This is a genomic window from Pseudomonas sp. FP2196 (assembly GCF_030687715.1).
In the GTDB taxonomy this organism is placed as follows: Bacteria; Pseudomonadota; Gammaproteobacteria; order Pseudomonadales; family Pseudomonadaceae; genus Aquipseudomonas.
In genome coordinates, this window is the sequence record NZ_CP117445.1 from 3,987,522 (window position 1) to 4,009,943 (window position 22,422).

Here is a 22,422-nt window from a genome sequence, read left to right on the forward strand (position 1 = left end):
CTGAGTGATGCGCCGACGGCAGCGTGTTATTTATTTTTTAAATACAACGCAAAACGTTTTTGCATGGGCAATGGATTAATGAACGACAACAGAATTGTCGAACAATAACTTCACCGCTATTAGCCCGCGCACCAAAACTGTTCTTGCAGTTGCAACCCACCCAAACTTGCAGCATTGATTTCACTTAAACAAAAACAAGGAACATCGTCTGTGAACCGCTAAAACATTGACCCGCACCAAATCAGCCCGCCCTGCACCAGCAAGTGCTCTGGCGGGCGAGAGTACAGCCGCTCTGTACCGCCAATCCGCGTGATACAGCGTTAAGCCTGGCTCGCCTTTGAAAAAGCCCCGGTATCGGGGCTGATGGAGACTTATGCGCGACGGAAAAATCCGCCGCCCCATAAAACTTATATAAATGCGACATGGGTAACAGTCGCGAAATACTCCCTCTACATTTACGCAACATCTGGCACAGCGGTTGCTATGTAACAACCATGAGACACCCACACTGTAATAGCGTCTCTCTTAAATAGAAGAACACCAGGGAATGGATGATGAACACTCGAAGTCGATGGCTCTAAGCCAGTAACCGTGCACAAGCCTTATTCAATTGATAGTTCAACTATCGGCTTGCGCACACCTTAAAGAAAGTTGCACCCACCCACTCGAACATGACGCAAATGTTCGGACGGCACCTTATTGCCCTTCATCAACCCGAGGGAGCTTTAATGAACGATGCGGTAAAGCACAAGACCCTGCCGGGACCGTTACGGGAAGCGCCGCTTCCGCCGGTATCCGGCAGGCTGGCCTTTAAAGCCAATACCTCGCAACCCGGCGGGTTAAACAAACAACAGATGATTCTGTTGATTGCCGTGTCGGCGCTGATACACGGCGGTGCCTGGTGGTTTTTTCAGCAGACCCGACCCGAGCCACTGCCCACGCCGCCGCAGATTCCGGAAATGACCGTCGAACTGACCAGCCCGACGCCACCTGCCCCGCCCACTCCGGAGCCACCGCCGCCACCGCCTCCACCGTCGCCCGAACCCGAGCAACCGGTGGAGGACGAAGACGCGGTCAAGCCGCCGCCCAAACCGGTGGAGAAGCCCAAGCCAATCGAAAAACCAAAACCGGTCGAGAAACCCAAACCGGTGAAGAAAGTCGAGCCGCCGAAAGCCCCGCCCGCTCCGGCACAACCCGCCGCCCCTGCGGCGCCAGCGACACCGAGCGCGCCACCGGCACCTGCGGCTGCACCCGGCCCGGTGAAAGAGTCGGCCGCGATATCCGGCCTCGCCAGCCTCGGCAACCCGCCGCCGGAATACCCGTCGCTGGCGCTGCGGCGTAACTGGGAAGGCAGCGTGGTGCTGCGCATTCAAGTGTTGGCCAACGGTCGCGCAGGTTCGGTGACGGTGACCAAGTCCAGCGGCAAGGCGCAACTGGATGAAGCAGCGGTCGCCGCCGTGAAGAACTGGAAGTTTATTCCGGCCAAGCGCGGTGACACACCGATTGACGGTTTCGCCACCCAGACCATCGATTTCAAATTGCCGCAATAACGGCACAACCCACGAACTCACAACCGATTTAATGCAAGCGAGGTGTAGCCATGAACGATTCACTGTCTTCGATGATTGTCCCCGGTGTGCTTTGGGGCCTGGTGCTGTTTTCCGTGGTCAGCTGGGCGATCCTGCTGGTCAAGTCGGCGCAATACCTGCGCCAGAAATCCCAGAACAAGCAGTTCAGCAAAGCCTTCTGGGGCGCGCCGGATCTGCTCACTGCCGCCGAACACGCCAGCCAGTATCCCGGCTCGCTGGCACGCATCGCCAGCAGCGGTTTCGAAGCGCTGCTGGTGGAAGAATCGCCGCGCACCACGCAGCAACTGGCACACACCATCAACCGTTCAGATCGTCTGGAACGCAACCTGCGCCAGCAGATCCAGAAAGAACGTCGCTCGCTGGAAAACGGCCAGGCGATCCTCGCCAGTATCGGCAGCACCGCGCCGTTCATTGGTCTGTTCGGCACCGTGTGGGGAATCATGGAAGCCCTGCAAAGCATCGGCGAAACCGGCTCGGCCAGCCTTGAAGCGGTCGCCGGCCCCATCGGCCACGCGCTGATCGCCACCGGCGTGGGGATCGCCGTCGCGGTGCCGGCGGTGCTGATTTACAACTTCTTCCTGCGCCGTCTGAAACTCGCTTCGGCGGACATGGATGACTTCGCCCACGACTTCGACGCCCTCGCCTCGCGCAGTGCGTTTTCCATCAGCCGTCAGGCCATCGCCAGCAAAACCACAGCCGCCGTGCGGGAGGCCAGCTGATGTCTTTCTCCACTCAAGACAGTGATGAAGTGCTCAGCGAAATGAACGTCACGCCACTGGTGGACGTGATGCTTGTGCTGCTGGTGGTGTTCATCGTCACCGCGCCGCTGATGACCAATGCAATCAAAGTGAACCTGCCGAAAACCGACGCCGTCGCCCCCGCCGAGAAAAAAGACCCGGTGGTGGTCAGCGTCGATCAGGACGGCAAGTTTTACCTGGCCAAGACCGAACTGGCGCCGGAATCCCTGGAGGCCAGCCTCAAGGAGGTCAAGGCCAAGGACGCCGAAGTGCGCGTCCAGTTGCAGGCCGACTCCGCCGTGAACTACGGCCAGGTGGCCAAGGCCATGGCGTCCATCGAACGCTCAGGCATTACCAAGATTTCGGTGATGACCACCCACTGAGTGCGGTGCCGGGCGCGCCTTTCGGGACGCGCCCGACACCGCTTGTGCAATCCCGTCGTAATCGGCCGACCGAAAAAACGCACGGCGTCTTCGGAGGGGATCGGCTTGCTTGAAGAAAGTGGTTTTCCGCACGCGGTATCACCGAAAGCGGAGCAATGAGGGGCTCACAAGGCCAATTCGATAACGTCTAACAAAGTCGGAAACAACCATGCTGATGAACACTCCACGCTTCACGCTCAAACCATTGGTGGCCACGATTTCTCGCCATCGTTTTGTTCCGCTGTATCTGGTGGCCATGGGGATGGGCGCCGGGACCGTGCAAGCGGCGGAGGACGATAATGCTGCCGTCCCGGCCGCCGCCGCAGTGGTTGCGCCGACCACGCAACTGCAACGGGTGGAAGTGACCGGCTCGGCGATTCGCCGGGTCGATGCGGAGACGGCGGTGCCGATCACCATTCTCAAGGCCGATGAGCTGCGCAAACAGGGCGTGACCACCACCGCCGAACTGGTGCAGCGCATCACCGGCAGCCAGTCGATCAACAACAGCGCAGGCTCGGTCGGCGCGGCCACGGGTGGCGCCTCGTTCGCCGACATGCGCGGTATTGGCGCGAACAAGACGCTGGTGTTGCTCAACGGTCGACGGCTGGCCAACAACGCCTTGTCGGGGACCAACTCGGCCGGCGGCGCGGTGGATCTGAACATGATCCCGTTTGCCGCCATCGAGCGTGTGGAAGTGCTGCGCGACGGCGCATCGGCCCTGTACGGCACCGACGCCATCGGCGGCGTGATCAACTTCATCACCAAGAAATCCCTGACTGACGGCCAGCTCACGCTCGGCGGCGAAACCCCGACCCACAGCGGCGGCGGTGCAACCAAGGACATGAGCGCCAGTTGGGGTTACGGCGATCTGGAAGAAGACCGCTTCAACGTGCTCGGCGTGTTCAACTACAACAAGCAGCAAAACCTCGACGCCAACGACCGCTCCTTCGCCACCGACTACGCGCCCGGTCGCGGCCTCGATCAGACCTCCGGCACCGCGTTCCCCGGCAACTACAGCCAGAACGGCAACGCCACCAACCCGTTGGCCAACAGCAATTGCAACGGCCCCAACCTGGTCGCACGCGATGGCCTGTGCCGCTTCAGCACCCGCGAATACATCGACCTGGTGCCACAAACCGAGAAGACTTCGTTCTTCGGCAAGACCACCGGCAAACTGGGCGATGATCACAACGTCAACCTCGAGTACTTCTGGTCGCGCAACAACAACGCCACGGCGATTGGACCGGCGCCATTGACCGGCCTGAGTCTGGATTCCTCGTCGCCTTACTACCCGGGCAACGGCATCACCCCCGCGCCGACCGATTTCGCCCTCGACCCGACGCAACCGGTCGACGTCAACTGGCGCGAGACCGCTGCCGGCCCGCGTGAATCAAAAGACCAGAACACCAGCCAGCGCTTCCTGCTGAGCTTCGACGGCTTGGTGGGCGGCTGGGATTACAACGTCGGCGCCTCGTATAACCAGAACAAAATCGTCTCCAGCGTCACCAGCGGTTTCGTCAGCGATCAGGCGATGATCGACGGTCTGGCCAGCGGTTTGCTCAACCCGTTCGGCCCGCAGTCGGCCGCCGGTCAGCAGTACATCGATAACGCTGCCTATCACGGCGCCTACTCCACGGCTGTCGGCCGGGTCGCCGGGTTTGACGGACGCATCAGCCGCGAAATCGGCGACTGGTTCGGTGCCGGTCCTTCCGGTCTGGCGCTGGGTGGCGAGTACCGCAAAGAGAAATTCCACCAGGACTTCGAGCAGTTTGCCGGCGACATTCAGAGCCTCGGCATCGACCCCAACGGCAGTGTCGAAGGCGACCGCAGCGTCAAAGCTGCCTACGCGGAAATCAACGTGCCGGTTCTCGACAGCCTCGAACTGTCCGCTGCCGTGCGCCACGATAAATACAGCGACTTCGGCAGCACCACCAACCCGAAATATTCGTTCCGTTATCAGCCACTCAAAGAGCTGGTGGTGCGTGGCGCCTACAGCGAAGGTTTCCGTGCGCCATCGTTGTATGAGCTGTATTCGCCGCGCAGCATCACGTTCACCCAGGGCTATTACAACGATCCGGTGCTGTGTACCGGCGGTGTGGTGCAACCGGGCGGCAACGGCGGGCGTGATTGCGGTCAGCAGTTCCTCAACCAGATCGGCGGCAACGAGGATCTGGCCCCGGAGAAGGCGCGTAACGTGACTCTGGGCTTTGTTTATCAGCCGATCAGCAACCTGTCGGTGGGCCTGGACTTCTGGTGGATTCACATCTCCAACCAGATCCAGCCGTTCCCGGAATCCACCGTGTTTGATCAGGCCGGCAGCTACCCGGATCGCTTCGTGCGCAATGCCGATGGCACGCTCAACTACATCGTTACCGGCAACGCCAACCTCGGTATCGTCGAAACCAACGGTGTCGATGTGTCGCTCGACTATCGCTTCCCGAACACGCCTTACGGCCAGTTCGGCCTCGGGCTGCAAGGCACTTACGTCGACGAGTACGACTTCCAGAGCACTATCAAAGGCCCGTTCACCGACAAGGTCGGCGACTTCCAGGGTGACGGCGTGATCGCTCGCTGGAAGCACAACCTGACTGGCAGCTGGACCTTCGGCGCGGCGCGGGCAGCACTGACCAACCGCTTCACCACGGGTTACAACGATTACGACCGCGATACCCATGCGCGCGTGGCCTCGTATTCAGTGTGGGACCTGTCGGCCGGTTACACCTTCAACAAGGTGCTGGATGTCGATGCCGGGATGAAGAACGTGTTCGATCGCAATCCACCGTTCTCCAACCAGGCCTACAACTTCCAGAGCGGCTATGACCCGCGCTACACCGATCCGCTGGGCCGCACGTTGTTTGCGCGCATGACGTACCACTTCTAACCCGCCACACCACAACCCCCTGTGGGAGCGAGCCTGCTCGCGAAAGCGGTGGATCAGCAAAATATGTTTCGGCTGACACGACGCCTTCGCGAGCAGGCTCGCTCCCACAGTTTGATCTGTGTTGTTTCAGGGACTGAGGAGTGATTTCATGAAATTCATGCGCAACATGGCCGCCCTGCTGCTTGGCGGCACGCTGCTGTGCAATGCCGCACATGCGCTGGCCGTCGGCACTTACGCAATGACGGTGTACGGCGAGGCGCCGAAATACCCGGCGGGTTTCCAGCATTTCGATTTCGTCGATCCCAAAGCGCCCAAGGGCGGTTCACTCAGCCGTGCGTCGATGGAGATCGGCCAGTACAACTACATCGCGCCCTATGCCGACCAAGGCATTTCCGTGGTGCAGGTCAATGACTGGGTGTATTCGCCACTGGCGTTCCGTTCGCTGGATGAGCCCTACACCGTCTACGGCCTGGTCGCGCAGCAGATGGAGCGCGATCCCGAAGGCCTCTGGGTACGTTTCACCCTCAACCCCAAGGCGCGCTTCGCCGATGGCACGCCGATCACCGCCGAAGACGTGCGCTACACCTTCAACCTGCTGATGACCAAAGGCAGCCTGAGCTATCGCCAGCAATATGCCGACGTGCAGGACGTGCTGATCGAAAGTCCGCGTCAGGTGCGCTTCACCTTCAAGAACAACCTCAACCGCACCTTGGCGCTGGATCTGGCGACGATGCGCGTGGTGCCCGAGCACTGGTGGAAGACGCGCGACTTCGCCAATGGCGGCGGTTTCGAGCCGCCGCTGGGCAGCGGCCCGTACCGGGTGAGCAAGGTCGACGCCGGGCGCAGCATCAGTTTCGAGCGTGATCCGGACTGGTGGGGCAAAGACCTGCCGGTCAGTCGCGGGATGTACAACTTCGACAACCTGACGATCAATTTCTACGGTGATACCGATGTCGCCCGCCAGCTATTGCAGGCCGGCGCCTTCGACTACAACCGCGAGTTTTCTTCGTCCGGGTATGTGGTGGGTTACGACAGCCCTGCCCTGCGTGACGGACGCTTGCAGCAGTCGATCCTCGCCCCGGAAAAACCGACGGCGGCGCAGGGCTTCGTGTTCAACCTGCAAAACCCGATCTTTCAGGACCGACGCGTGCGCCAGGCGATCAGCCTGTTATGGGATTTCGAGTGGACCAACAAGCAGATGTTGCGCGGCTTCTACGTGCGCCAGCACAGCTTCTGGCCGAAGAGTGAAATGGCCGCCACCGCCCTGCCCGACGCCGAGGAATTGCAGATCCTCGAACCGCTGCGCGGACAGATCCCCGACGAGGTCTTCACCACGGTGTATCAGGCACCGAAAACCGACGGCAGCGGCTACATCCGCGACAAGCAACTGCAAGCGCTGAAACTGCTGGCCGAGGCCGGATGGACGGCGAAGAACAATCGGCTGGTCAACGCGGCCGGCGAACCGCTGGAGTTCACTTTCCTCGACGGTCAGGGCGGTTTCGACCGCATGCTGCTGCCGTTCAAACGCACCCTCGCGCAGATCGGCATCACCCTCAATTTGCGCCGCATCGACTCGGCGCAATACGTCAACCGGCTCAACGCTCGCGACTACGACATGATCGTCACCAGTTTCCCGCGCAGTGGCGATCCGATCGTCTCCCCCGGCCGCGAGCTGTACAGCCTTTACGCCTCGCAAAGTGCCACGCAAATCGGCAGTTCGAACTCGATGGTGTTGGCCAACCCGGCCGTGGATCAACTGATCGACGGCCTCGTCCAGGCCAATACCCGCGACGCCATGGTGCATTACGCCCGCGCCCTCGACCGGGTGCTGCAATGGGGTTACTACATGATTCCCAACTACTACTCCAAGGGCACGCCGACGGTGTATCAGAACCGTTTCGGCATGCCGGCGCGGCAGCCGCTGTACAACGAAGGCCTGGAAACCTGGTGGGAGGTTTCGGCCAAGCCGTTGACCACACAACAGATGCACGCCCAGCTCGCGGGGGGCCAGTGACATGCTGCGTTATCTGAGTCGACGCTTGCTGCTGATCATCCCGACGTTGCTGTGCATTCTGGTGGTCAATTTCCTCATCGTGCAGGCCGCGCCGGGTGGCCCGGTGGAACAGGCCATCGCCCGCCTGCAAGGCTTTGGCGGACACAGCATGGGCGGCGGTGGCGAGGTCACTGCGATTGGCGGCGCCGGGCGCAGCAGCCGTGGCCTCGACCCCGCGCTGATCGAGGAAATCAAACACCACTACGGCTTCGACAAATCCATGCACGAACGCCTGTGGCTGATGCTGAAAAACTACGCGCAGCTGGATCTGGGCAGCAGTTTTTTTCGCGGCGCCAAGGTCACTGACTTGATCGCGCAGAAGCTGCCGGTGTCGTTGTCGCTGGGGCTGTGGGCGACGCTGATCACTTACCTGATCTCGATTCCGCTGGGCATTCGCAAGGCGATCAAGAACGGCAGCGCCTTCGACGTCTGGAGCAGCACGGCGATCATCGTCGGCTATGCGATGCCGGCGTTTCTCTTCGCGATTCTGCTGATCGTGGTGTTCGCCGGCGGCAGTTACGTCAACTGGTTTCCGGTGCAGGGCCTGGTCTCGGACAACTTCGACAGCCTCAGCACCTTGGGCAAGGTCGGCGACTACCTCTGGCATCTGGTGCTGCCAGTGACGGCGCTGGTGATCGGCGGTTTCGCCACGCTGACCATCCTGACCAAAAACAGCTTTCTCAACGAGATCAGCCGCCAGTACGTGATCACTGCCCGGGCCAAGGGCTTGACCGAGCGCCGCGTGCTCTACGGCCATGTGTTTCGCAACGCCATGCTGCTGGTGGTGGCCGGTGTGCCGTCGGCGCTGATCGAGGTGTTTTTCGCCGGTTCCCTGTTGATCGAAACCATCTTCAACCTCGACGGCCTCGGGCGTATGAGCTACGAAGCGGCGGTGTCGCGCGACTACCCGGTGGTGTTCGGCGCGCTGTTTCTGTTCACCCTGTTCGGCCTGTTGATCAAGCTGATCGGCGACCTTTGCTACACCCTGCTCGACCCGCGCATCGACTTCTCGGCGAGGACTGCCTGATGTTCACACTTTCTCCTCTGGGTCAGCGCCGTGTCGCTCAGTTCAAAGCCAACCGACGCGGGCGCTGGTCGCTGTGGCTGTTCATCGGCCTGTGCCTGATTTGCCTCGGCGGCGAGTTGATCGCCAATGACAAGCCGCTGGTGATCCGTTACCACAACGCCTTGTATTTCCCGATCCTCAGCGATTACCTGGAAACCGATTTCGGTGGTGAACTGCCGTTTCAGCCGGATTACGCCAGCAGCTACGTGCACAAGCTGATTGAGGATCAGGGCGGCTGGATGCTCTTTCCGCCGATCCCGTTCAGTTACGACACGGTCAATTACGACCTCAGCGAACCGGCGCCGAGTCCGCCCTCCTCCAGCAATTGGCTGGGCACCGACGATCAGGCGCGGGACGTCTTGGCGCGAGTGATTTTCGGCACGCGGATTTCAATTCTGTTTGCGCTGATCCTCACCGGTATCAGTGCGTTGATCGGCATCGTCGCCGGGGCGTTGCAAGGGTATTACGGCGGTTGGGTCGATCTGCTTGGGCAACGGGTGCTGGAGATCTGGTCGGGGTTGCCGGTGCTGTATCTGCTGATCATTTTGTCCGGTTTCGTTTCGCCGAGTTTCTGGTGGTTGCTGGGGATCATGGCGTTGTTCTCGTGGCTGGCGCTGGTGGACGTGGTGCGTGCCGAGTTTTTGCGTGGGCGCAATCTGGAATACGTCAAAGCCGCGCGGGCCTTGGGCCTGACCGACAGCGAGCTGATGCGCCGGCACATCCTGCCCAACGCAATGACCTCCACCCTCACCTACCTGCCGTTCATTCTGACCGGCGCCATCGCCACCCTCACCGCGCTGGATTTCCTCGGTTTCGGCATGCCGGCCGGCACCGCGTCGCTGGGCGAGTTGATCGGCCAGGCCAAGCGCAATCTGCAAGCGCCGTGGCTGGGGCTGACGGCGTTTTTCGCCTTGGCGCTGATTCTGTCGTTGTTGGTTTTCATCGGCGAAGCCTGCCGAGATGCCTTTGATCCGAGGAGCTGACATGAATGACCATTTGATCGAGATCCGCGACCTGCGTGTCGCCTTCGCCGGGCAAGAAGTGGTGCACGGTATGAACCTCGATATCCGCCGTGGCGAGTGCCTGGCGCTGGTCGGTGAATCCGGCTCGGGCAAGTCGGTGACGGCGCATTCGATCTTGCGTTTGTTGCCCGGCAAAACCGTCAGCAGCAGTGGCTCGATCAGCTACAACGGGGTCGACTTGCTGCATGCCAGCGAACAGCAGATGCGCGGTTTGCGCGGCAACCGGATTGCGATGATTTTCCAGGAGCCGATGACTTCGCTGAACCCGCTGCACACCGTGGAAAAACAGGTCAGCGAGGTGCTGGAGATTCACAAGGGACTCAAGGGTCGCGCGGCCCGGGCGCGTACCTTGGAGCTGCTGGAACTGGTGGGCATTCGCCAACCTTTGCAGCGCTTGAAAGCCTATCCCCATCAACTCTCCGGCGGCCAGCGGCAACGCGTGATGATCGCCATGGCGCTGGCCAACGAGCCGGAACTGTTGATCGCCGACGAGCCGACCACCGCGCTGGACGTCACCGTGCAGCAGAAGATTCTTGAGCTGTTGATCGAGTTGCAGCAACGCCTGGGCATGTCGTTGCTGCTGATCAGCCACGATCTCAATCTGGTGCGACGCATCGCCCAGCGGGTGTGCGTGATGCGCCACGGCGAGATCGTCGAGCAGGCCGATTGCGAAGCCCTGTTTCGCGCGCCGCAGCATCCCTACAGCCGCTTGTTGATCGAGGCAGAACCCAGCGGCGCGCCGGTGCCGAGTGAGTACGACCACAACCTGCTGGAAGTCGATGACCTGAAGGTCTGGTTCCCGTTGCCCAAAGCGTTATTCAGCCGTCAGCAGGAGTACATCAAAGCGGTGGACGGCGTCAGTTTCAGCCTGCAACGCGGCAAGACCCTGGGGATTGTCGGCGAGTCCGGTTCGGGCAAGTCGACGCTGGGTCAGGCGATCCTGCGGCTGGTGGAATCGGAGGGCAATATCCGCTTCGGCAACAAGCAACTGAGCCTGCTCAACCAGCGTTTGATGCGGCCGTTGCGGCGGCAGATTCAAGTGGTGTTTCAGGACCCGTTCGGCAGCCTCAGTCCACGGATGTCGGTGCAGCAGATCATCGCCGAGGGTTTGCTGACCCATGGTATCGGCACCGAGACCGAGCGTGAGGCAGCGGTGATTCGGGTGCTCGAAGAAGTCGGGCTGGATCCGCAAAGTCGTCATCGATATCCCCATGAGTTCTCCGGCGGCCAGCGTCAGCGCATTTCCATCGCCCGCGCATTGGTGCTGGAACCGGCGCTGATTCTGCTCGATGAACCGACCTCGGCGCTGGATCGCACAGTGCAAAAGCAAGTGGTGGAGTTGTTGCGGCAATTGCAGATCAAGCATGGGCTGACGTATCTGTTCATCAGCCATGATCTGGCGGTGGTGCATGCCCTGGCCCACGACTTGATGGTGATCAAGGATGGCAAAGTCGTGGAACAGGGCTCTTCGCGCAAGATCTTTGCGGCGCCGCAGCATCCCTATACCCAGGAGTTGCTGAAAGCTTCGGGATTGGTGGTATCCCGCCCAATCGCCGAACTTGTGTAGGAGCTGCCGCAGGCTGCGATCTTTTGACTTTGATCCTTTAAAAAGCAAGATCAAAAGATCGCAGCCTGCGGCAGCTCCTACAGGGGATTTGCGGGGTTTGAAATTTATTTTTCAATCACTGCATCCAATCGGCTCCGCCACGGGTAGTCCCTGTAACAGCCCTCCTTGGCTGCCAGCGATCTACCCCTTTCGGAGAAAACACTGATGAACGCCACACAGCTGATTTGCTTCACCGGTTTGCTTGCAGCCTCCTCGACGGCCTTCGCCCAAAGCAGTTACCCCGACACCATCAAAGTTCCGGACGGCCACAAGATCGCGCTGGAAACCACCGGGGTCGGCGAGATCACCTACGAATGCCGCGACAAGCCCAATATGGCCGGGCAGACCGAGTGGACCTTCGTCGGCCCCAAAGCGGTGCTCAATGATCGCAGCGGCAAGCAGGTCGGCACCTACTTCGGCCCACCGGCCACCTGGCAGGCCAAGGACGGTTCGAAAGTCACCGGCACGCAACTGGCGGTAGCGCCATCGAGCCCGGGTAACCTGCCCTATCAACTGGTCAAGGCCAACCCTGCTGAGGGCAAAGGCGCGATGACCGGCGTGAGCTACATCCAGCGTGTCGCGCTCAAGGGCGGCGTAGCGCCGAGCAGCGAATGCACGGCGGCGAACAAGGGCAAACAGGAAACGGTGAAGTACCAGGCGGATTACATTTTCTGGGCGGCGAACTGATTTCTCAGGCTCACCCTGCCCACCTGTGGGAGCTGGCTTACCAGCGATGGCGTCGCGTCAGTCAACATTTATGTCACTGATACACCGCCATCGCGGGCAAGCCCGCTCCCACAGGGTTCTGCGTTGTAATGCGGAAAATGAGCTAGATTGCACTGCATGTCCTTACCCGAATCTGAATTCGATTACGAAGCCCGTCTCGCCGCCTGTGCCCGCGGCGAGCGGTCGGCCCTGCGCGATTTGTATGTGCAGGAAGGCCCGCGCCTGCTCGGCGTGGCCAAACGGCTGGTGCGCGACACGGCGCTGGCAGAGGACATTGTCCATGAGGCCTTCATCAAGATCTGGAACGGCGCGGCAGGGTTTGATCCGGCGCGCGGTTCGGCGCGCGGCTGGATGTTCACCGTGACCCGGCACCTGGCGTTGAATCTGCTGCGTAATCAGGCTCGGGAAACACCGTTCAGCGAAGATCATGAAATGCCCGCGCACGACGATGACGGCTTCGATGTCCAGGCGCATTCGGCGCGCATTCACCGCTGCCTGGAGCAACTCGATCCGCAGCGCCGAAGCTGCATCATTCATGCGTATGTCGACGGCTACAGCCATGCGCAGATTTCCGCGCGCCTCGACACGCCGCTGGGCACCGTCAAAGCGTGGATCAAACGCAGCCTCAACGCCTTGCGGGAGTGCATGGGATGACCACTGAATCGGAACGCGACGAGCTGGCCAGCGAATATGTGCTCGGGACGCTCTCGGCTGAAGATCGCGCCGACGTTCAACGGCGCCTGCCGACGGATCCTGAGCTGCGTGCTGCGGTGGATGTCTGGGAACGACGCCTGCTGGACCTCACCGACCTCGCCGAACCGCAACAGCCATCACCCCTGTTGTGGCCGCGAATTGAACGCAGTGTCGAACGACTTACGCAAAAAGTGTCTGGCCCGGCGCAAACCTCATGGTGGAATCTGTTGCCGCTGTGGCGCGGTTTGAGTGCTGCCGGGTTAGCCGCAACGTTGATATTGGGTTCAATCCTGCTGACCCAGACCACGCCGAAGCCGAGTTATCTGGTAGTGCTGGTCGCGCCGCAGGACAAGGCCCCGGGCTGGGTGATTCAGGCCAGCAACTCACGGGAGATTCAGTTGATACCGCTGGGCGTGGTCGAGGTGCCGGCGGACAAGGCGCTGGAATTCTGGACCAAGGCTGACGGTTGGCAAGGGCCGGTATCACTGGGGTTGGTCAAGCCGGGGCAGGCGCTGAAAGTTGAACTGGATAAACTGCCGCCACTGCAACCCAATCAGTTGTTCGAGCTGACACTGGAAGGCGCCAACGGCTCGCCGATCGGCAAACCGACCGGGCCGATTCAGGCGATCGGGCGCGCGGTTAAGGTGCTGTGAGGCTCTAAATCAAGGGGCCTGGCAATCATCATCGGCGTCGATGTTCACAATCACAGCAATGAAGTTCTCATAAAAAATCTCCGGCGTAACATCCGCTCCATACCAACCAATAACACCCCGGAGCACACCATCATGAAACGCCAAACTCTTCTCAGCATCGCTTTCTCGGTTTTCGCAGTTAACGCTTTTGCCGCTACGCCAGCCCACACGATGATCGCCGCTGATGGCTCGGATCGTCTGTACCAGAACGCCGTTGCTGCTGATGGCTCGGATCGTCTGCAAGGCAACACCGTCGCCGCCGATGGCTCGGATCGCCTGCAAGGCAACACCGTCGCCGCCGATGGCTCGGATCGTCTGCAAGGCAACACCGTCGCCGCCGATGGCTCGGATCGCCTGCAAGGCAACACCGTCGCCGCCGATGGCTCGGATCGTCTGCAAGGCAACACCGTCGCTGCTGATGGCTCGGATCGTCTGCAAGGCAACACCGTCGCTGCTGATGGCTCGGATCGTCTGCAAGGCAACACCGTTGCTGCTGATGGCTCGGATCGTCTGCAAGGCAACACCGTCGCTGCCGATGGCTCGGATCGTCTGCAAGGCAACACCGTCGCTGCCGATGGCTCGGATCGTCTGCAAGGCAACACCGTCGCTGCCGATGGCTCGGATCGTCTGCAAGGCAACACCGTCGCCGCCGATGGCTCGGATCGTCTGCAAGGCAACACCGTTGCTGAAGGGGGTGCTGATCGCCTGAACGAACTGCGCAACGCTTGAATGAATGGCGTCATCGCAACAACCCAGAGAAACCCGGCTACCGTTAGCCGGGTTTTTTATGTCTGGCTGTTTTATCCGGCCTTGGCCATACAGCGCTTGTAGCGCTCATCCACCCGTTTGGCGAACCACGCGGTGGTCAGTTTCCGGGTGATTTTCGGACTCTGCAGCACGATCCCCGGCAGCACAGCACGCGGCAATGACTTGCCTTCGGCTTTCTCCGCCAACTCGAATACCCGTTGATAGAGTTTGGTCTCTTCGAATTCCAGGGTTTTGCCCTTCTCCAGTTGATCGCGAATGGTCGGGTTGCGCATACCCAGGGATTTGCCGAGGGTGCGCACCGCCAGTTCGGTGCCGCCGGGCATGATCGAGTCGTAGCGAATCAAGTCGCCATCCAGCGCCAACGGGATGCCGGACGCGCGACTGACCGCGTTCTGGAACGCCGCGTTGCGGCTGGCGTACCAACCGGCGTTGAAGTCGGCGAAACGATAGAGCGGCTCGCGGTAACTCACCGGGTATCCGAGCAAATGCGCGATGCCGAAATACATGCCGCCACGCCGGCTGAACACTTCGCGGCGGATCGTGCCATCGACCGGGTACGGGTAATCCTTGGCGTGCTGTTCGGCAAATTCGATGCTGACCTGCATCGGCCCGCCGGTGTGCACCGGGTTGAAGCCACCGAACAGCGTGCGGCCCATGGGCACCCTGCCGATGAAGTCATCAAAGATTGCGCTCAATTCTTTTTCACTGCGCGCGGCGCTCAGGCGTTCGCTGTAGGTTTTGCCGTTGGTCGAACGCACTTGCAAGGCGCCACTGACCAACAGGCTGGGGATGTGGACTTTGGCGGCGCGACGGTCGATTTCGTCGCGAGCGATTTTACCCAGGCCGGGCACCGAAGGGTCGGCCTGAAAAGTCGATTCCTGCTCAGCCACGGCCAGCACCGAACACAGATTTTGGGTGGTCGGGCTGATGTCTTGCGCGGCGAATGCAGCGTAGATATCGGTGGCCCAGCCTTGGCGATCGGCGGTTTTGGCGGGCATCAGGCGCACGATCTCGGCCTTCACTTCAGCCGGTGGGCGTGGGGCGGGTTCGCCGCTGCGCTGGCTGGCGCAACCAGCCAGTACGAGCATGGCGGCGAGGGTAATCAGTAATCGAGGGGTGTGCATGTTGCTCCATCCAGTCCGTTGAGCCGGGTTCACCATACGATCAATGGTGTGGCGCAGGCTAGGACTGTGCCGATCCAGAGCTGTTCCGCACGTTTTAATCGTGATGACAAACTGATTGCAAACCGTTACTGAGAAAACCTATCATTTGCGCCTGGAGTCGCATTTGCGCAAGGAGTTCCCGCGCCGCCTTAACCTTTTCTCACCGGCCGTGCGCCTCCAGGTACGAAACATGCTCGCTCCAGCTCGACTCGGCGTTCCTTTTCGCCCGACACTTCTTGCCCTGCTCTGCTCCCTGACCATCACCGCCCACGCCGCCGAAGAAGACGGCAAAGAGCTGGTGCTCGATAACGTCAACATTAACGCCCAGGCGCCAGCGCCAAACGCCTTGCCGCCGGCCTATTCCGGTGGTCAGGTCGCTCGTGGCGGCCAGTTGGGCGTGTTGGGTAATCAGGACATGATGGACGTACCCTTCAGCGCGGCCTCCTACACCGAGCAACTGATCCAGGATCAGCAAGCCGAAAACGTCGCCGATGTGCTGCTCAACGATTCCTCCGTGCGCCAGGCCTCGGGCTACGGCAACCAGGCGCAGGTTTTCATGATCCGTGGCCTGCCGCTGAACGGCGACGACATTTCCTATAACGGTCTGTACGGCGTACTGCCGCGGCAGATCATTTCCAGCGACGCCCTTGAGCGCGTGGAAGTGTTCAAAGGCCCGAACGCCTTCATCAACGGTGTGACCCCGACCGGCTCGGGCATCGGCGGTGGCGTCAATCTGCAGCCAAAACGTGCCGGCGACGTACCGCTGCGCCGCTATACCACCGACATCAACAGCGAAGGCCGCATCGGTCATCACTTCGACATCGGCCAGCGTTTCGGCGAAGACAACCGCTTCGGCGCACGGATCAACCTGTCCCAGCGCGAAGGCGATACCGGCATTGATCACGAGAACCAGCGTTCGAAACTGTTCGCCATCGGCCTCGACTATCGCGGCGATGCTCTGCGAATTTCCGGCGACTTCGCCTATCAGAAAGAGCGCGTCAACGGTGGCCGCAACTCGGTCAACCTCGGCACCGCCACGCACATTCCGGACGCACCATCGGCCGACACCAACTACGCGCCGAAGTGGGGCTACACCGACATCGAAGACACTTTCGGCATGCTCCGCGCCGAGTACGACCTGAACGACAACTGGACCGCCTACGCGGCCGGCGGCGCCAAACACACCCGTGAAGTCGGGCGCTATAACTCGACCACGCTGGTCGGTAACAGCGGTGCTTCGTTCACCACTGGCTCGTTCATTCCTCACGATGAAGACAACACCAGTGTGATGGCCGGCCTCAACGGCAAATTCAACACCGGCCCGGTCAGCCACAAGCTCAATTTCGGCCTGACCGGGATCTGGGCCGAACAGCGCAGTGCCTATGACTTCGACCTGACCAAATACGCCAACAACATCTATCACCCGGTACAAACCCCGTCGCCGGTCGGTAACTTCTCCGGTGGCGATGTGAATGACCCGGGCATCGTCGGCAAGACCTTCAACCGCAGCCTCGCGATTTCCGACACCCTCGGTTTCTTCGATGATCGCCTGCTGATCACCGCCGGCCTGCGTCGTCAGCAATTGGTCGTGCAAGGTTACGGTTACGCCAGCTACGGCAGCGGCCCGCGTTCGTCGAGTTACGACGAGTCGATCACTACGCCTGTGTACGGCATTGTGTTCAAGCCGTGGGAACACGTGTCGTTCTACGCCAACCACATCGAAGGCCTCGCCCAGGGCCCGACCTCGCCGACCAGTTCTGGCGGCTTGCGCGTGACCAACGGCAACGAAGTCTATGCACCGGCCCGCTCAAAGCAGACCGAGGCCGGCGTGAAAGTCGACATGGGCACTTACGGTGCGAGCCTGGGTGTGTACCGCATCGAGCAGCCAAGCGATGGCTACTGTGAAATCGACAGCGCCACTACCTGCACCTACGTGCGTGAAGGCGAGCAGATCAACAAAGGCGTGGAAATGAACGTGTTCGGCGAGCCGATCCAAGGCTTGCGCCTGATCACCGGCCTGACCCTGATGGACACCGAATTGAAGAACACCCTCAACGGCGCCAACGACGGCAACCGTGCCATCGGCGTGCCGACCTTCCAGTTCAACGCTGGCGCGGATTGGGACGTTCCCGGCCTGCAAGGTGTAGCGCTGAACGCCCGGATGCTGCGCACCGGCGGTCAATACGCCGACGCGGCGAACAACCTCAGCCTGCCGACCTGGAACCGCTTCGACGCGGGTGCGCGCTATGCCTTCAAGGTCTCGGAGAAAGACGTCACCTTGCGTCTGGGCGTCGAGAACCTGGCGAACAAGAAGTACTGGGAATCGGCTCAGGGCGGTTACCTGACCCAGGGTGAGCCGCGGGTTGCCAAGTTGTCGGGCACTATCGACTTCTAAGTAACGCCACGGCTTGAGAAAGGTCCCGCAGCTTCACGGTTGCGGGGCCTTTTTTCCATCCAGCCGACAAACTGGCCACCCTCTCCTTCTGATCCATACTTGCTCCACAGCAAACGGAGGACAGGCCCATGAACCGCAGCGACGTCCTGATCATCGGCGCCGGCCCCACCGGGCTGGTGCTGGCCCTGTGGCTGAGCAAACTGGGCGTGCAGGTGCGCATCATCGACAAAACGTCCTCCCCCGGCACCACCTCCCGGGCGCTGGCGGTGCAAGCGCGAACCCTGGAGCTGTATCGGCAACTGGACCTTGCCGAAACCATCGTGCGCAACGGCCATCGCGTGGCGGCGGCGAATTTCTGGGTCAACGGCAATCCGGTCGCACAGTTGCCGCTCAACCGTATCGGCGAAGGCCTGACGCCCTACGCGTTCGTTGAAATTTTCCCGCAGGACGAACATGAAAGGCTGTTGATCGAACGCCTCGAAGACTACGGCGTCAACGTCGAACGCAACACGACACTGGAGAGTTTCGCCGAAACCGGTGACGGCCTCACCGCGCATTTACGTCTGCCCGATGGCACTCAGGAAATCTGCCAGGCCTGTTATCTGGCAGGTTGTGACGGCGCCCGTTCGGTGGTGCGCAAATTCCTCGACAGCGGTTTTCCCGGTGGCACCTATCAGCAGATTTTCTACGTCGCGGATGTGCAGGCCAGCGGCCCGGCGCTCAATGGCGAGTTGCATCTGGATCTGGATGAAGCGGACTTTCTCGCGGTGTTTCCATTGGCTGGCGAAGGCCGGGCACGGCTGATCGGCACCGTGCGCGACGAACGCGCGGATCGCGCTGAAACGCTGGAGTTTTCTGATGTCAGCAACCGCGCCATTGAACATCTGAAAGTGCACATCGAAGAGGTCAACTGGTTCTCGACCTATCGCGTGCATCACCGTGTAGCCGAACACTTTCGCAGTGGTCGCGCATTTTTACTCGGCGACGCGGCGCACGTTCACAGCCCGGCAGGCGGCCAAGGCATGAACACCGGCATCGGTGACGCGATCAATCTGGCGTGGAAGCTCGCTGCCGTGCTCAGCGGCGGTGCGGAAGCCAAATTGCTCGACACTTACGAAACGGAGCGCATCGCCTTCGCCCGTCGACTGGTCTCGACCACTGACAAAGTCTTCAGTTTTGTCACTGCTGAGGGGCGCATGGCCGATCTGCTGCGCACGCGGCTGGCACCATTTCTGATCCCGAAAATGGCTTCGTTCGAGGCCAGTCGCGAGTTTCTCTTTCGCACCGTTTCCCAAGTCACCCTCAACTATCGCGGCATGCCCCTGAGCCAAGGCGCGGCCGGCCACGTCCACGGTGGCGACCGTTTGCCGTGGGCACATGACGGTGAAGGGGATAATTATGAGCCGCTACGCCAGCCGTGCTGGCAGGTGCATGTATACGGCGATACCAGCGACGAGATGATCGCCTGGTGCATTGAGCATCATTTGCCGCTGCACGTATTCGACTGGCGCCCGGCGTTTGAAACGGCAGGATTGGGGCGCAACGGCTTTTATCTGTTGCGCCCGGATACCTATGTGGCGATTGCCGATAACAGTGCCGATCCGAAGGTGATCGAGCGGTATTTCAGGGATCACGGGATCAGGCCATTCCTCCCCTGCCCCTGACACACCACAAAACCCTGTAGGAGTGCAGTGCTGTTTAGATCCCGGCCAGCGCCAGATCCATCGCAAAGTAAGTGAAGATCAGATCCGCACCCGCGCGCTTGATTGCGCCGAGGCTTTCACGCACCACGCGATCCTCATCAATCGCCCCGGCCTGCGCACCGAACTTGATCATCGCGTATTCACCGCTGACCTGATACGCCGCCAGTGGCAGGTTCGAGGCTTCGCGGATGTCGCGGATGATGTCCAGATACGCGCCGGCCGGTTTGACCATCAGCGCATCCGCGCCTTCCTGCTCGTCCAGCAGCGATTCGCGCAGGGCTTCGCGGCGGTTCATCGGGTTCATCTGGTAGCTTTTACGGTCGCCCTTGAGCGCGCTGCCGCCGGCTTCGCGGAACGGGCCGTAAAGCGCCGAGGCGAATTTGGTCGAATAGGCCATGATCGGAATCTGCGTGAATCCGGCCGCGTCGAGTGCCTGGCGAATCGCCCGCACCTGACCGTCCATCGCCGCCGACGGTGCAATCACATCAGCGCCAGCCCGCGCCGCTGCCACAGCTTGCTTGCCGAGGTTGACCAGGGTCTGATCGTTGTCGACTTCATGGTTGTGCATCACGCCGCAGTGGCCGTGATCGGTGTATTCGCAGAAGCAGGTGTCGGACATCACGATCATTTCCGGCACGGCATCCTTGGCGATGCGCGACATGCGCGAGACCAGACCGTTTTCGCGCCAGGTGTCGCTGCCGTTGCTGTCCAGATGGTGGGACACGCCGAAGGTCATCACCGACTTGACGCCGGCACGGGCGTAGCGCTCGATCTCGCTGGCCAGTTTGCGCTCGGGGATGCGCATCACCCCGGGCATACTCTTGATCGGCACGAAGTCATCGATTTCTTCCTCGACGAAAATCGGCAGCACCAGATCGTTCAGGCTGAATTCGGTTTCCTGGAACAGACTGCGCAGGCTCGCATTGCGGCGCAGACGGCGGGGACGTGCTTCGGGGAACTGACTGGACATGGGGCTTTCCTGAAACCTGCGGATGAGACGAAAGTCGTAGGGGGCGAAGCTTATGCCTTGCGGGGGTTGAGGTACAAACCTGGATCAATCAAGAGTGCATTACCGGGGGTGCAATAATCCTCAAGTTTTGCACGTAACCCTGCGGAGTGAGCCTGCTCGCGATAACGGTGTGTCAGCCGGCATATTTTTACTGAAACACCGTTATCGCGAGCAGGCTCACTCCTACAGGGGTTATGTGTGGGTCAGGAAGGAATGGCCAGGCCTCGAGCCACCGCCGGGCGGGCGAGGAATCGCTCCAGCACGCGGGTAACGTTGGGGAAGTTCTGGATGCCCACCAGATCGCCCGCCTCATAGAACCCGATCAAATTGCGCACCCACGGAAACGTGGCGATGTCGGCGATGGTGTAGCGCTCGCCCATGATCCAGTCGCGGCCTTCGAGGCGAGTGTCGAGCACCTTGAGCAGGCGTTTGCTTTCATCGACGTAGCGATCACGCGGACGCTTGTCTTCGTAGTCCTTGCCGGCAAATTTGTTGAAGAAACCGAGTTGGCCAAACATCGGGCCGATACCGCCCATCTGGAACATCAGCCACTGGATAGTTTCGTAGCGCAGTGCGCCTTCCTGCGCGAGCAACTGCCCGCTCTTGTCGGCCAGATAGATCAGAATCGCGCCGGATTCGAACAGCGGCAGCGGTTGGTCTTGAGGGCCGTGGGGATCGAGGATTGCCGGGATCTTGTTGTTCGGGTTCAGCGACAGGAACTCCGGGGACAACTGGTCTTGGGTGTCGAAACCGACGCGGTGCGGCTCGTATGGCAGGCCGATCTCTTCGAGCATGATCGAGACCTTGACGCCGTTGGGGGTGGGCAAAGAGTAGAGCTGAATCCAGTCTGGGTACTGCGCGGGCCACTTTTGGGTGATCGGGAACGCGGACAGATCGGTCATGGGAAGCATCCAGTCACAAATGAAAGGTCTGAGCATAATCCAGGATCATCCGCTCTAGCGCGGGTTCTTTTCGCAGGCGGCCACTTGCTTACTTAATTTCGCAACATCCTGTCGCTAACCTGCGTACAGGCCATTCAGGGTTGCCGCTAGAGTGCTGCGCACTTGTGCCGATCGAACCAACCGGCCTCAGAGGACTCTGAGTTATGCCTTTCGCAAAGGAAAGCGCACTACGACATGGAAAACGCCCGGTGCTGGGAGCCCGCGGTGTAAAGGTTTGTCAGCCTTAACCGAACATGCTGAAGAACCCCTAATTTCATGACGAACCTTATGAGTTTCGCCAAACGCTTCAAACACCGCGCGTATGTGGCCCTGCCCTCCCTGTTGGCGGTCAGCGCGCTGTTTCTGTCGCTGGAATCCAGCGAAAGCCGTGCGCAGCCGGTCGACGGCACGCAGACTTTGGTATTCCTGCGCCACGCTGAAAAACCAGAGGGCGGTCTCGGCCAGCTCAATTGCCAGGGCCTGAACCGCGCCATTGACCTGTCGACGCTGCTGCCGGAGAAGTTCGGCAAGGCTGACTACGTGTTCGCCGCCAATCCGACGCGCAATGTCGAGGAAGGCGAGCTGGACAATTCCTACAGTTACATTCGCCCGTTGATGACCATCAGCCCGGCCGCGATCAAGCTTGGCCTGCCGGTGAACATAGAGTTCTCGGCCAACGACACCAGCGATCTGGCGCGTGAGCTGCTTGATGACAAGTATCACAACTCGACGATCTATACCGCCTGGTCACACGGCTATCTGCCGGAACTGATCAACAAGGTCGCGGGCAACGCGGTCGGCGAGAAACAGAACATTACCGATGACTGGGCAGGTAGCGACTTTGACTCGCTGTATGTGCTGACCCTGACCTGGCACAACGGCAAGGCCAGTTTGCAGAACCATAGCTACAAGCAGGGTCTGGATAATGGCAAGGAATCCTGCCCGACTTGAGTTTT

The 22,422-nt window shown here is 60.6% G+C and carries 18 protein-coding genes; 15 read left to right on the forward strand and 3 right to left on the reverse strand.

Annotated elements, in window-relative coordinates; genetic code table 11:
* Positions 1-728: 728 nt before the first annotated feature.
* The 12 genes from PSH79_RS17840 to PSH79_RS17895 all read left to right on the forward strand — a co-directional run bounded on the left by PSH79_RS17840 (position 729) and on the right by PSH79_RS17895 (position 14,216).
* Positions 729-1,550, forward strand: coding sequence for an energy transducer TonB (locus tag PSH79_RS17840; protein WP_305438751.1), 822 nt, complete (start codon positions 729-731; stop codon positions 1,548-1,550).
* A 50-nt stretch (positions 1,551-1,600) separates the two neighbouring features.
* Complete coding sequence (locus PSH79_RS17845) at positions 1,601-2,308, forward strand: MotA/TolQ/ExbB proton channel family protein (RefSeq protein ID WP_305438752.1); 708 nt, start codon at positions 1,601-1,603, stop codon at positions 2,306-2,308.
* On the forward strand, positions 2,308-2,709 hold the full coding sequence (locus PSH79_RS17850; RefSeq protein ID WP_007918272.1) for a biopolymer transporter ExbD: 402 nt from the start codon (positions 2,308-2,310) through the stop codon (positions 2,707-2,709). The genes PSH79_RS17845 and PSH79_RS17850 overlap by 1 nt, the downstream gene beginning before the upstream one ends.
* A 208-nt stretch (positions 2,710-2,917) precedes the next feature.
* Complete coding sequence (locus PSH79_RS17855) at positions 2,918-5,629, forward strand: TonB-dependent receptor (RefSeq protein WP_305438754.1); 2,712 nt, start codon at positions 2,918-2,920, stop codon at positions 5,627-5,629.
* 148 nt (positions 5,630-5,777) lie between these two features.
* Positions 5,778-7,643 (forward strand): extracellular solute-binding protein, encoded by a 1,866-nt coding sequence (locus PSH79_RS17860; protein WP_305438755.1) that lies wholly within the window; start codon positions 5,778-5,780, stop codon positions 7,641-7,643.
* Position 7,644: 1 nt separating this feature from the next.
* Complete coding sequence (locus PSH79_RS17865) at positions 7,645-8,709, forward strand: microcin C ABC transporter permease YejB (protein ID WP_305438757.1); 1,065 nt, start codon at positions 7,645-7,647, stop codon at positions 8,707-8,709.
* Complete coding sequence (locus PSH79_RS17870; protein ID WP_305438758.1) at positions 8,709-9,731, forward strand: ABC transporter permease; 1,023 nt, start codon at positions 8,709-8,711, stop codon at positions 9,729-9,731. The genes PSH79_RS17865 and PSH79_RS17870 overlap by 1 nt, the downstream gene beginning before the upstream one ends.
* Before the next feature lies 1 nt (position 9,732).
* Positions 9,733-11,337 (forward strand): ABC transporter ATP-binding protein, encoded by a 1,605-nt coding sequence (locus PSH79_RS17875; protein ID WP_305438759.1) that lies wholly within the window; start codon positions 9,733-9,735, stop codon positions 11,335-11,337.
* A 204-nt stretch (positions 11,338-11,541) separates the two neighbouring features.
* On the forward strand, positions 11,542-12,063 hold the full coding sequence (locus PSH79_RS17880) for a DUF3455 domain-containing protein (protein WP_305438760.1): 522 nt from the start codon (positions 11,542-11,544) through the stop codon (positions 12,061-12,063).
* Positions 12,064-12,219: 156 nt separating this feature from the next.
* Complete coding sequence (locus tag PSH79_RS17885; protein WP_305438762.1) at positions 12,220-12,756, forward strand: sigma-70 family RNA polymerase sigma factor; 537 nt, start codon at positions 12,220-12,222, stop codon at positions 12,754-12,756.
* Positions 12,753-13,448: an anti-sigma factor domain-containing protein gene (locus tag PSH79_RS17890; protein ID WP_305438764.1), complete on the forward strand. Its 696-nt coding sequence runs from the start codon at positions 12,753-12,755 to the stop codon at positions 13,446-13,448. The genes PSH79_RS17885 and PSH79_RS17890 overlap by 4 nt, the downstream gene beginning before the upstream one ends.
* Positions 13,449-13,580: 132 nt before the next feature.
* Positions 13,581-14,216: a phage infection protein gene (locus tag PSH79_RS17895; protein WP_305438766.1), complete on the forward strand. Its 636-nt coding sequence runs from the start codon at positions 13,581-13,583 to the stop codon at positions 14,214-14,216.
* A 71-nt stretch (positions 14,217-14,287) separates the two neighbouring features.
* On the opposite strand, the gene PSH79_RS17900 is transcribed toward PSH79_RS17895, so the two are convergent.
* Positions 14,288-15,379, reverse strand: coding sequence for a DUF1615 domain-containing protein (locus tag PSH79_RS17900; protein ID WP_305438768.1), 1,092 nt, complete (start codon positions 15,377-15,379; stop codon positions 14,288-14,290).
* Between the two features lie 229 nt (positions 15,380-15,608).
* Between PSH79_RS17900 and PSH79_RS17905 the strand changes: the two genes are divergently transcribed.
* The gene (locus tag PSH79_RS17905; protein WP_305438769.1) at positions 15,609-17,813 is read left to right on the forward strand and encodes a TonB-dependent siderophore receptor; all 2,205 of its coding nucleotides are present in this window, start codon (positions 15,609-15,611) and stop codon (positions 17,811-17,813) included.
* A gap of 128 nt (positions 17,814-17,941) precedes the next feature.
* Positions 17,942-19,477, forward strand: a complete 1,536-nt coding sequence (locus PSH79_RS17910; protein WP_305438770.1) for an FAD-dependent oxidoreductase — start codon at positions 17,942-17,944, stop codon at positions 19,475-19,477.
* A gap of 34 nt (positions 19,478-19,511) precedes the next feature.
* Here PSH79_RS17910 and hemB read toward each other — a convergent pair whose 3' ends face one another.
* Positions 19,512-20,486, reverse strand: coding sequence for a porphobilinogen synthase (gene hemB, locus PSH79_RS17915; RefSeq protein ID WP_187677617.1), 975 nt, complete (start codon positions 20,484-20,486; stop codon positions 19,512-19,514).
* A 242-nt stretch (positions 20,487-20,728) separates the two neighbouring features.
* Complete coding sequence (locus PSH79_RS17920) at positions 20,729-21,427, reverse strand: glutathione S-transferase family protein (RefSeq protein ID WP_305438771.1); 699 nt, start codon at positions 21,425-21,427, stop codon at positions 20,729-20,731.
* A gap of 315 nt (positions 21,428-21,742) precedes the next feature.
* On the opposite strand from PSH79_RS17920, the gene PSH79_RS17925 reads away from it, so the two are divergent.
* On the forward strand, positions 21,743-22,417 hold the full coding sequence (locus PSH79_RS17925; RefSeq protein WP_305438772.1) for a histidine phosphatase family protein: 675 nt from the start codon (positions 21,743-21,745) through the stop codon (positions 22,415-22,417).
* The last annotated feature ends 5 nt before the right edge of the window (positions 22,418-22,422 follow it).

Coding starts and splice junctions, on each gene's coding strand:
- PSH79_RS17885 (WP_305438762.1), top strand. CDS start 12,220: ATGTCCTTACCCGAATCTGAATTCGATTACGAAGCCCGTCTCGCCGCC.
- PSH79_RS17860 (WP_305438755.1), top strand. CDS start 5,778: ATGAAATTCATGCGCAACATGGCCGCCCTGCTGCTTGGCGGCACGCTG.
- PSH79_RS17890 (WP_305438764.1), top strand. CDS start 12,753: ATGACCACTGAATCGGAACGCGACGAGCTGGCCAGCGAATATGTGCTC.
- PSH79_RS17910 (WP_305438770.1), top strand. CDS start 17,942: ATGAACCGCAGCGACGTCCTGATCATCGGCGCCGGCCCCACCGGGCTG.
- PSH79_RS17920 (WP_305438771.1), bottom strand. CDS start 21,427: ATGACCGATCTGTCCGCGTTCCCGATCACCCAAAAGTGGCCCGCGCAG.
- PSH79_RS17840 (WP_305438751.1), top strand. CDS start 729: ATGAACGATGCGGTAAAGCACAAGACCCTGCCGGGACCGTTACGGGAA.
- PSH79_RS17875 (WP_305438759.1), top strand. CDS start 9,733: ATGAATGACCATTTGATCGAGATCCGCGACCTGCGTGTCGCCTTCGCC.
- PSH79_RS17855 (WP_305438754.1), top strand. CDS start 2,918: ATGCTGATGAACACTCCACGCTTCACGCTCAAACCATTGGTGGCCACG.
- PSH79_RS17925 (WP_305438772.1), top strand. CDS start 21,743: ATGACGAACCTTATGAGTTTCGCCAAACGCTTCAAACACCGCGCGTAT.
- PSH79_RS17900 (WP_305438768.1), bottom strand. CDS start 15,379: ATGCACACCCCTCGATTACTGATTACCCTCGCCGCCATGCTCGTACTG.
- PSH79_RS17865 (WP_305438757.1), top strand. CDS start 7,645: ATGCTGCGTTATCTGAGTCGACGCTTGCTGCTGATCATCCCGACGTTG.
- PSH79_RS17880 (WP_305438760.1), top strand. CDS start 11,542: ATGAACGCCACACAGCTGATTTGCTTCACCGGTTTGCTTGCAGCCTCC.
- PSH79_RS17895 (WP_305438766.1), top strand. CDS start 13,581: ATGAAACGCCAAACTCTTCTCAGCATCGCTTTCTCGGTTTTCGCAGTT.
- PSH79_RS17850 (WP_007918272.1), top strand. CDS start 2,308: ATGTCTTTCTCCACTCAAGACAGTGATGAAGTGCTCAGCGAAATGAAC.
- hemB (WP_187677617.1), bottom strand. CDS start 20,486: ATGTCCAGTCAGTTCCCCGAAGCACGTCCCCGCCGTCTGCGCCGCAAT.
- PSH79_RS17905 (WP_305438769.1), top strand. CDS start 15,609: ATGCTCGCTCCAGCTCGACTCGGCGTTCCTTTTCGCCCGACACTTCTT.
- PSH79_RS17870 (WP_305438758.1), top strand. CDS start 8,709: ATGTTCACACTTTCTCCTCTGGGTCAGCGCCGTGTCGCTCAGTTCAAA.
- PSH79_RS17845 (WP_305438752.1), top strand. CDS start 1,601: ATGAACGATTCACTGTCTTCGATGATTGTCCCCGGTGTGCTTTGGGGC.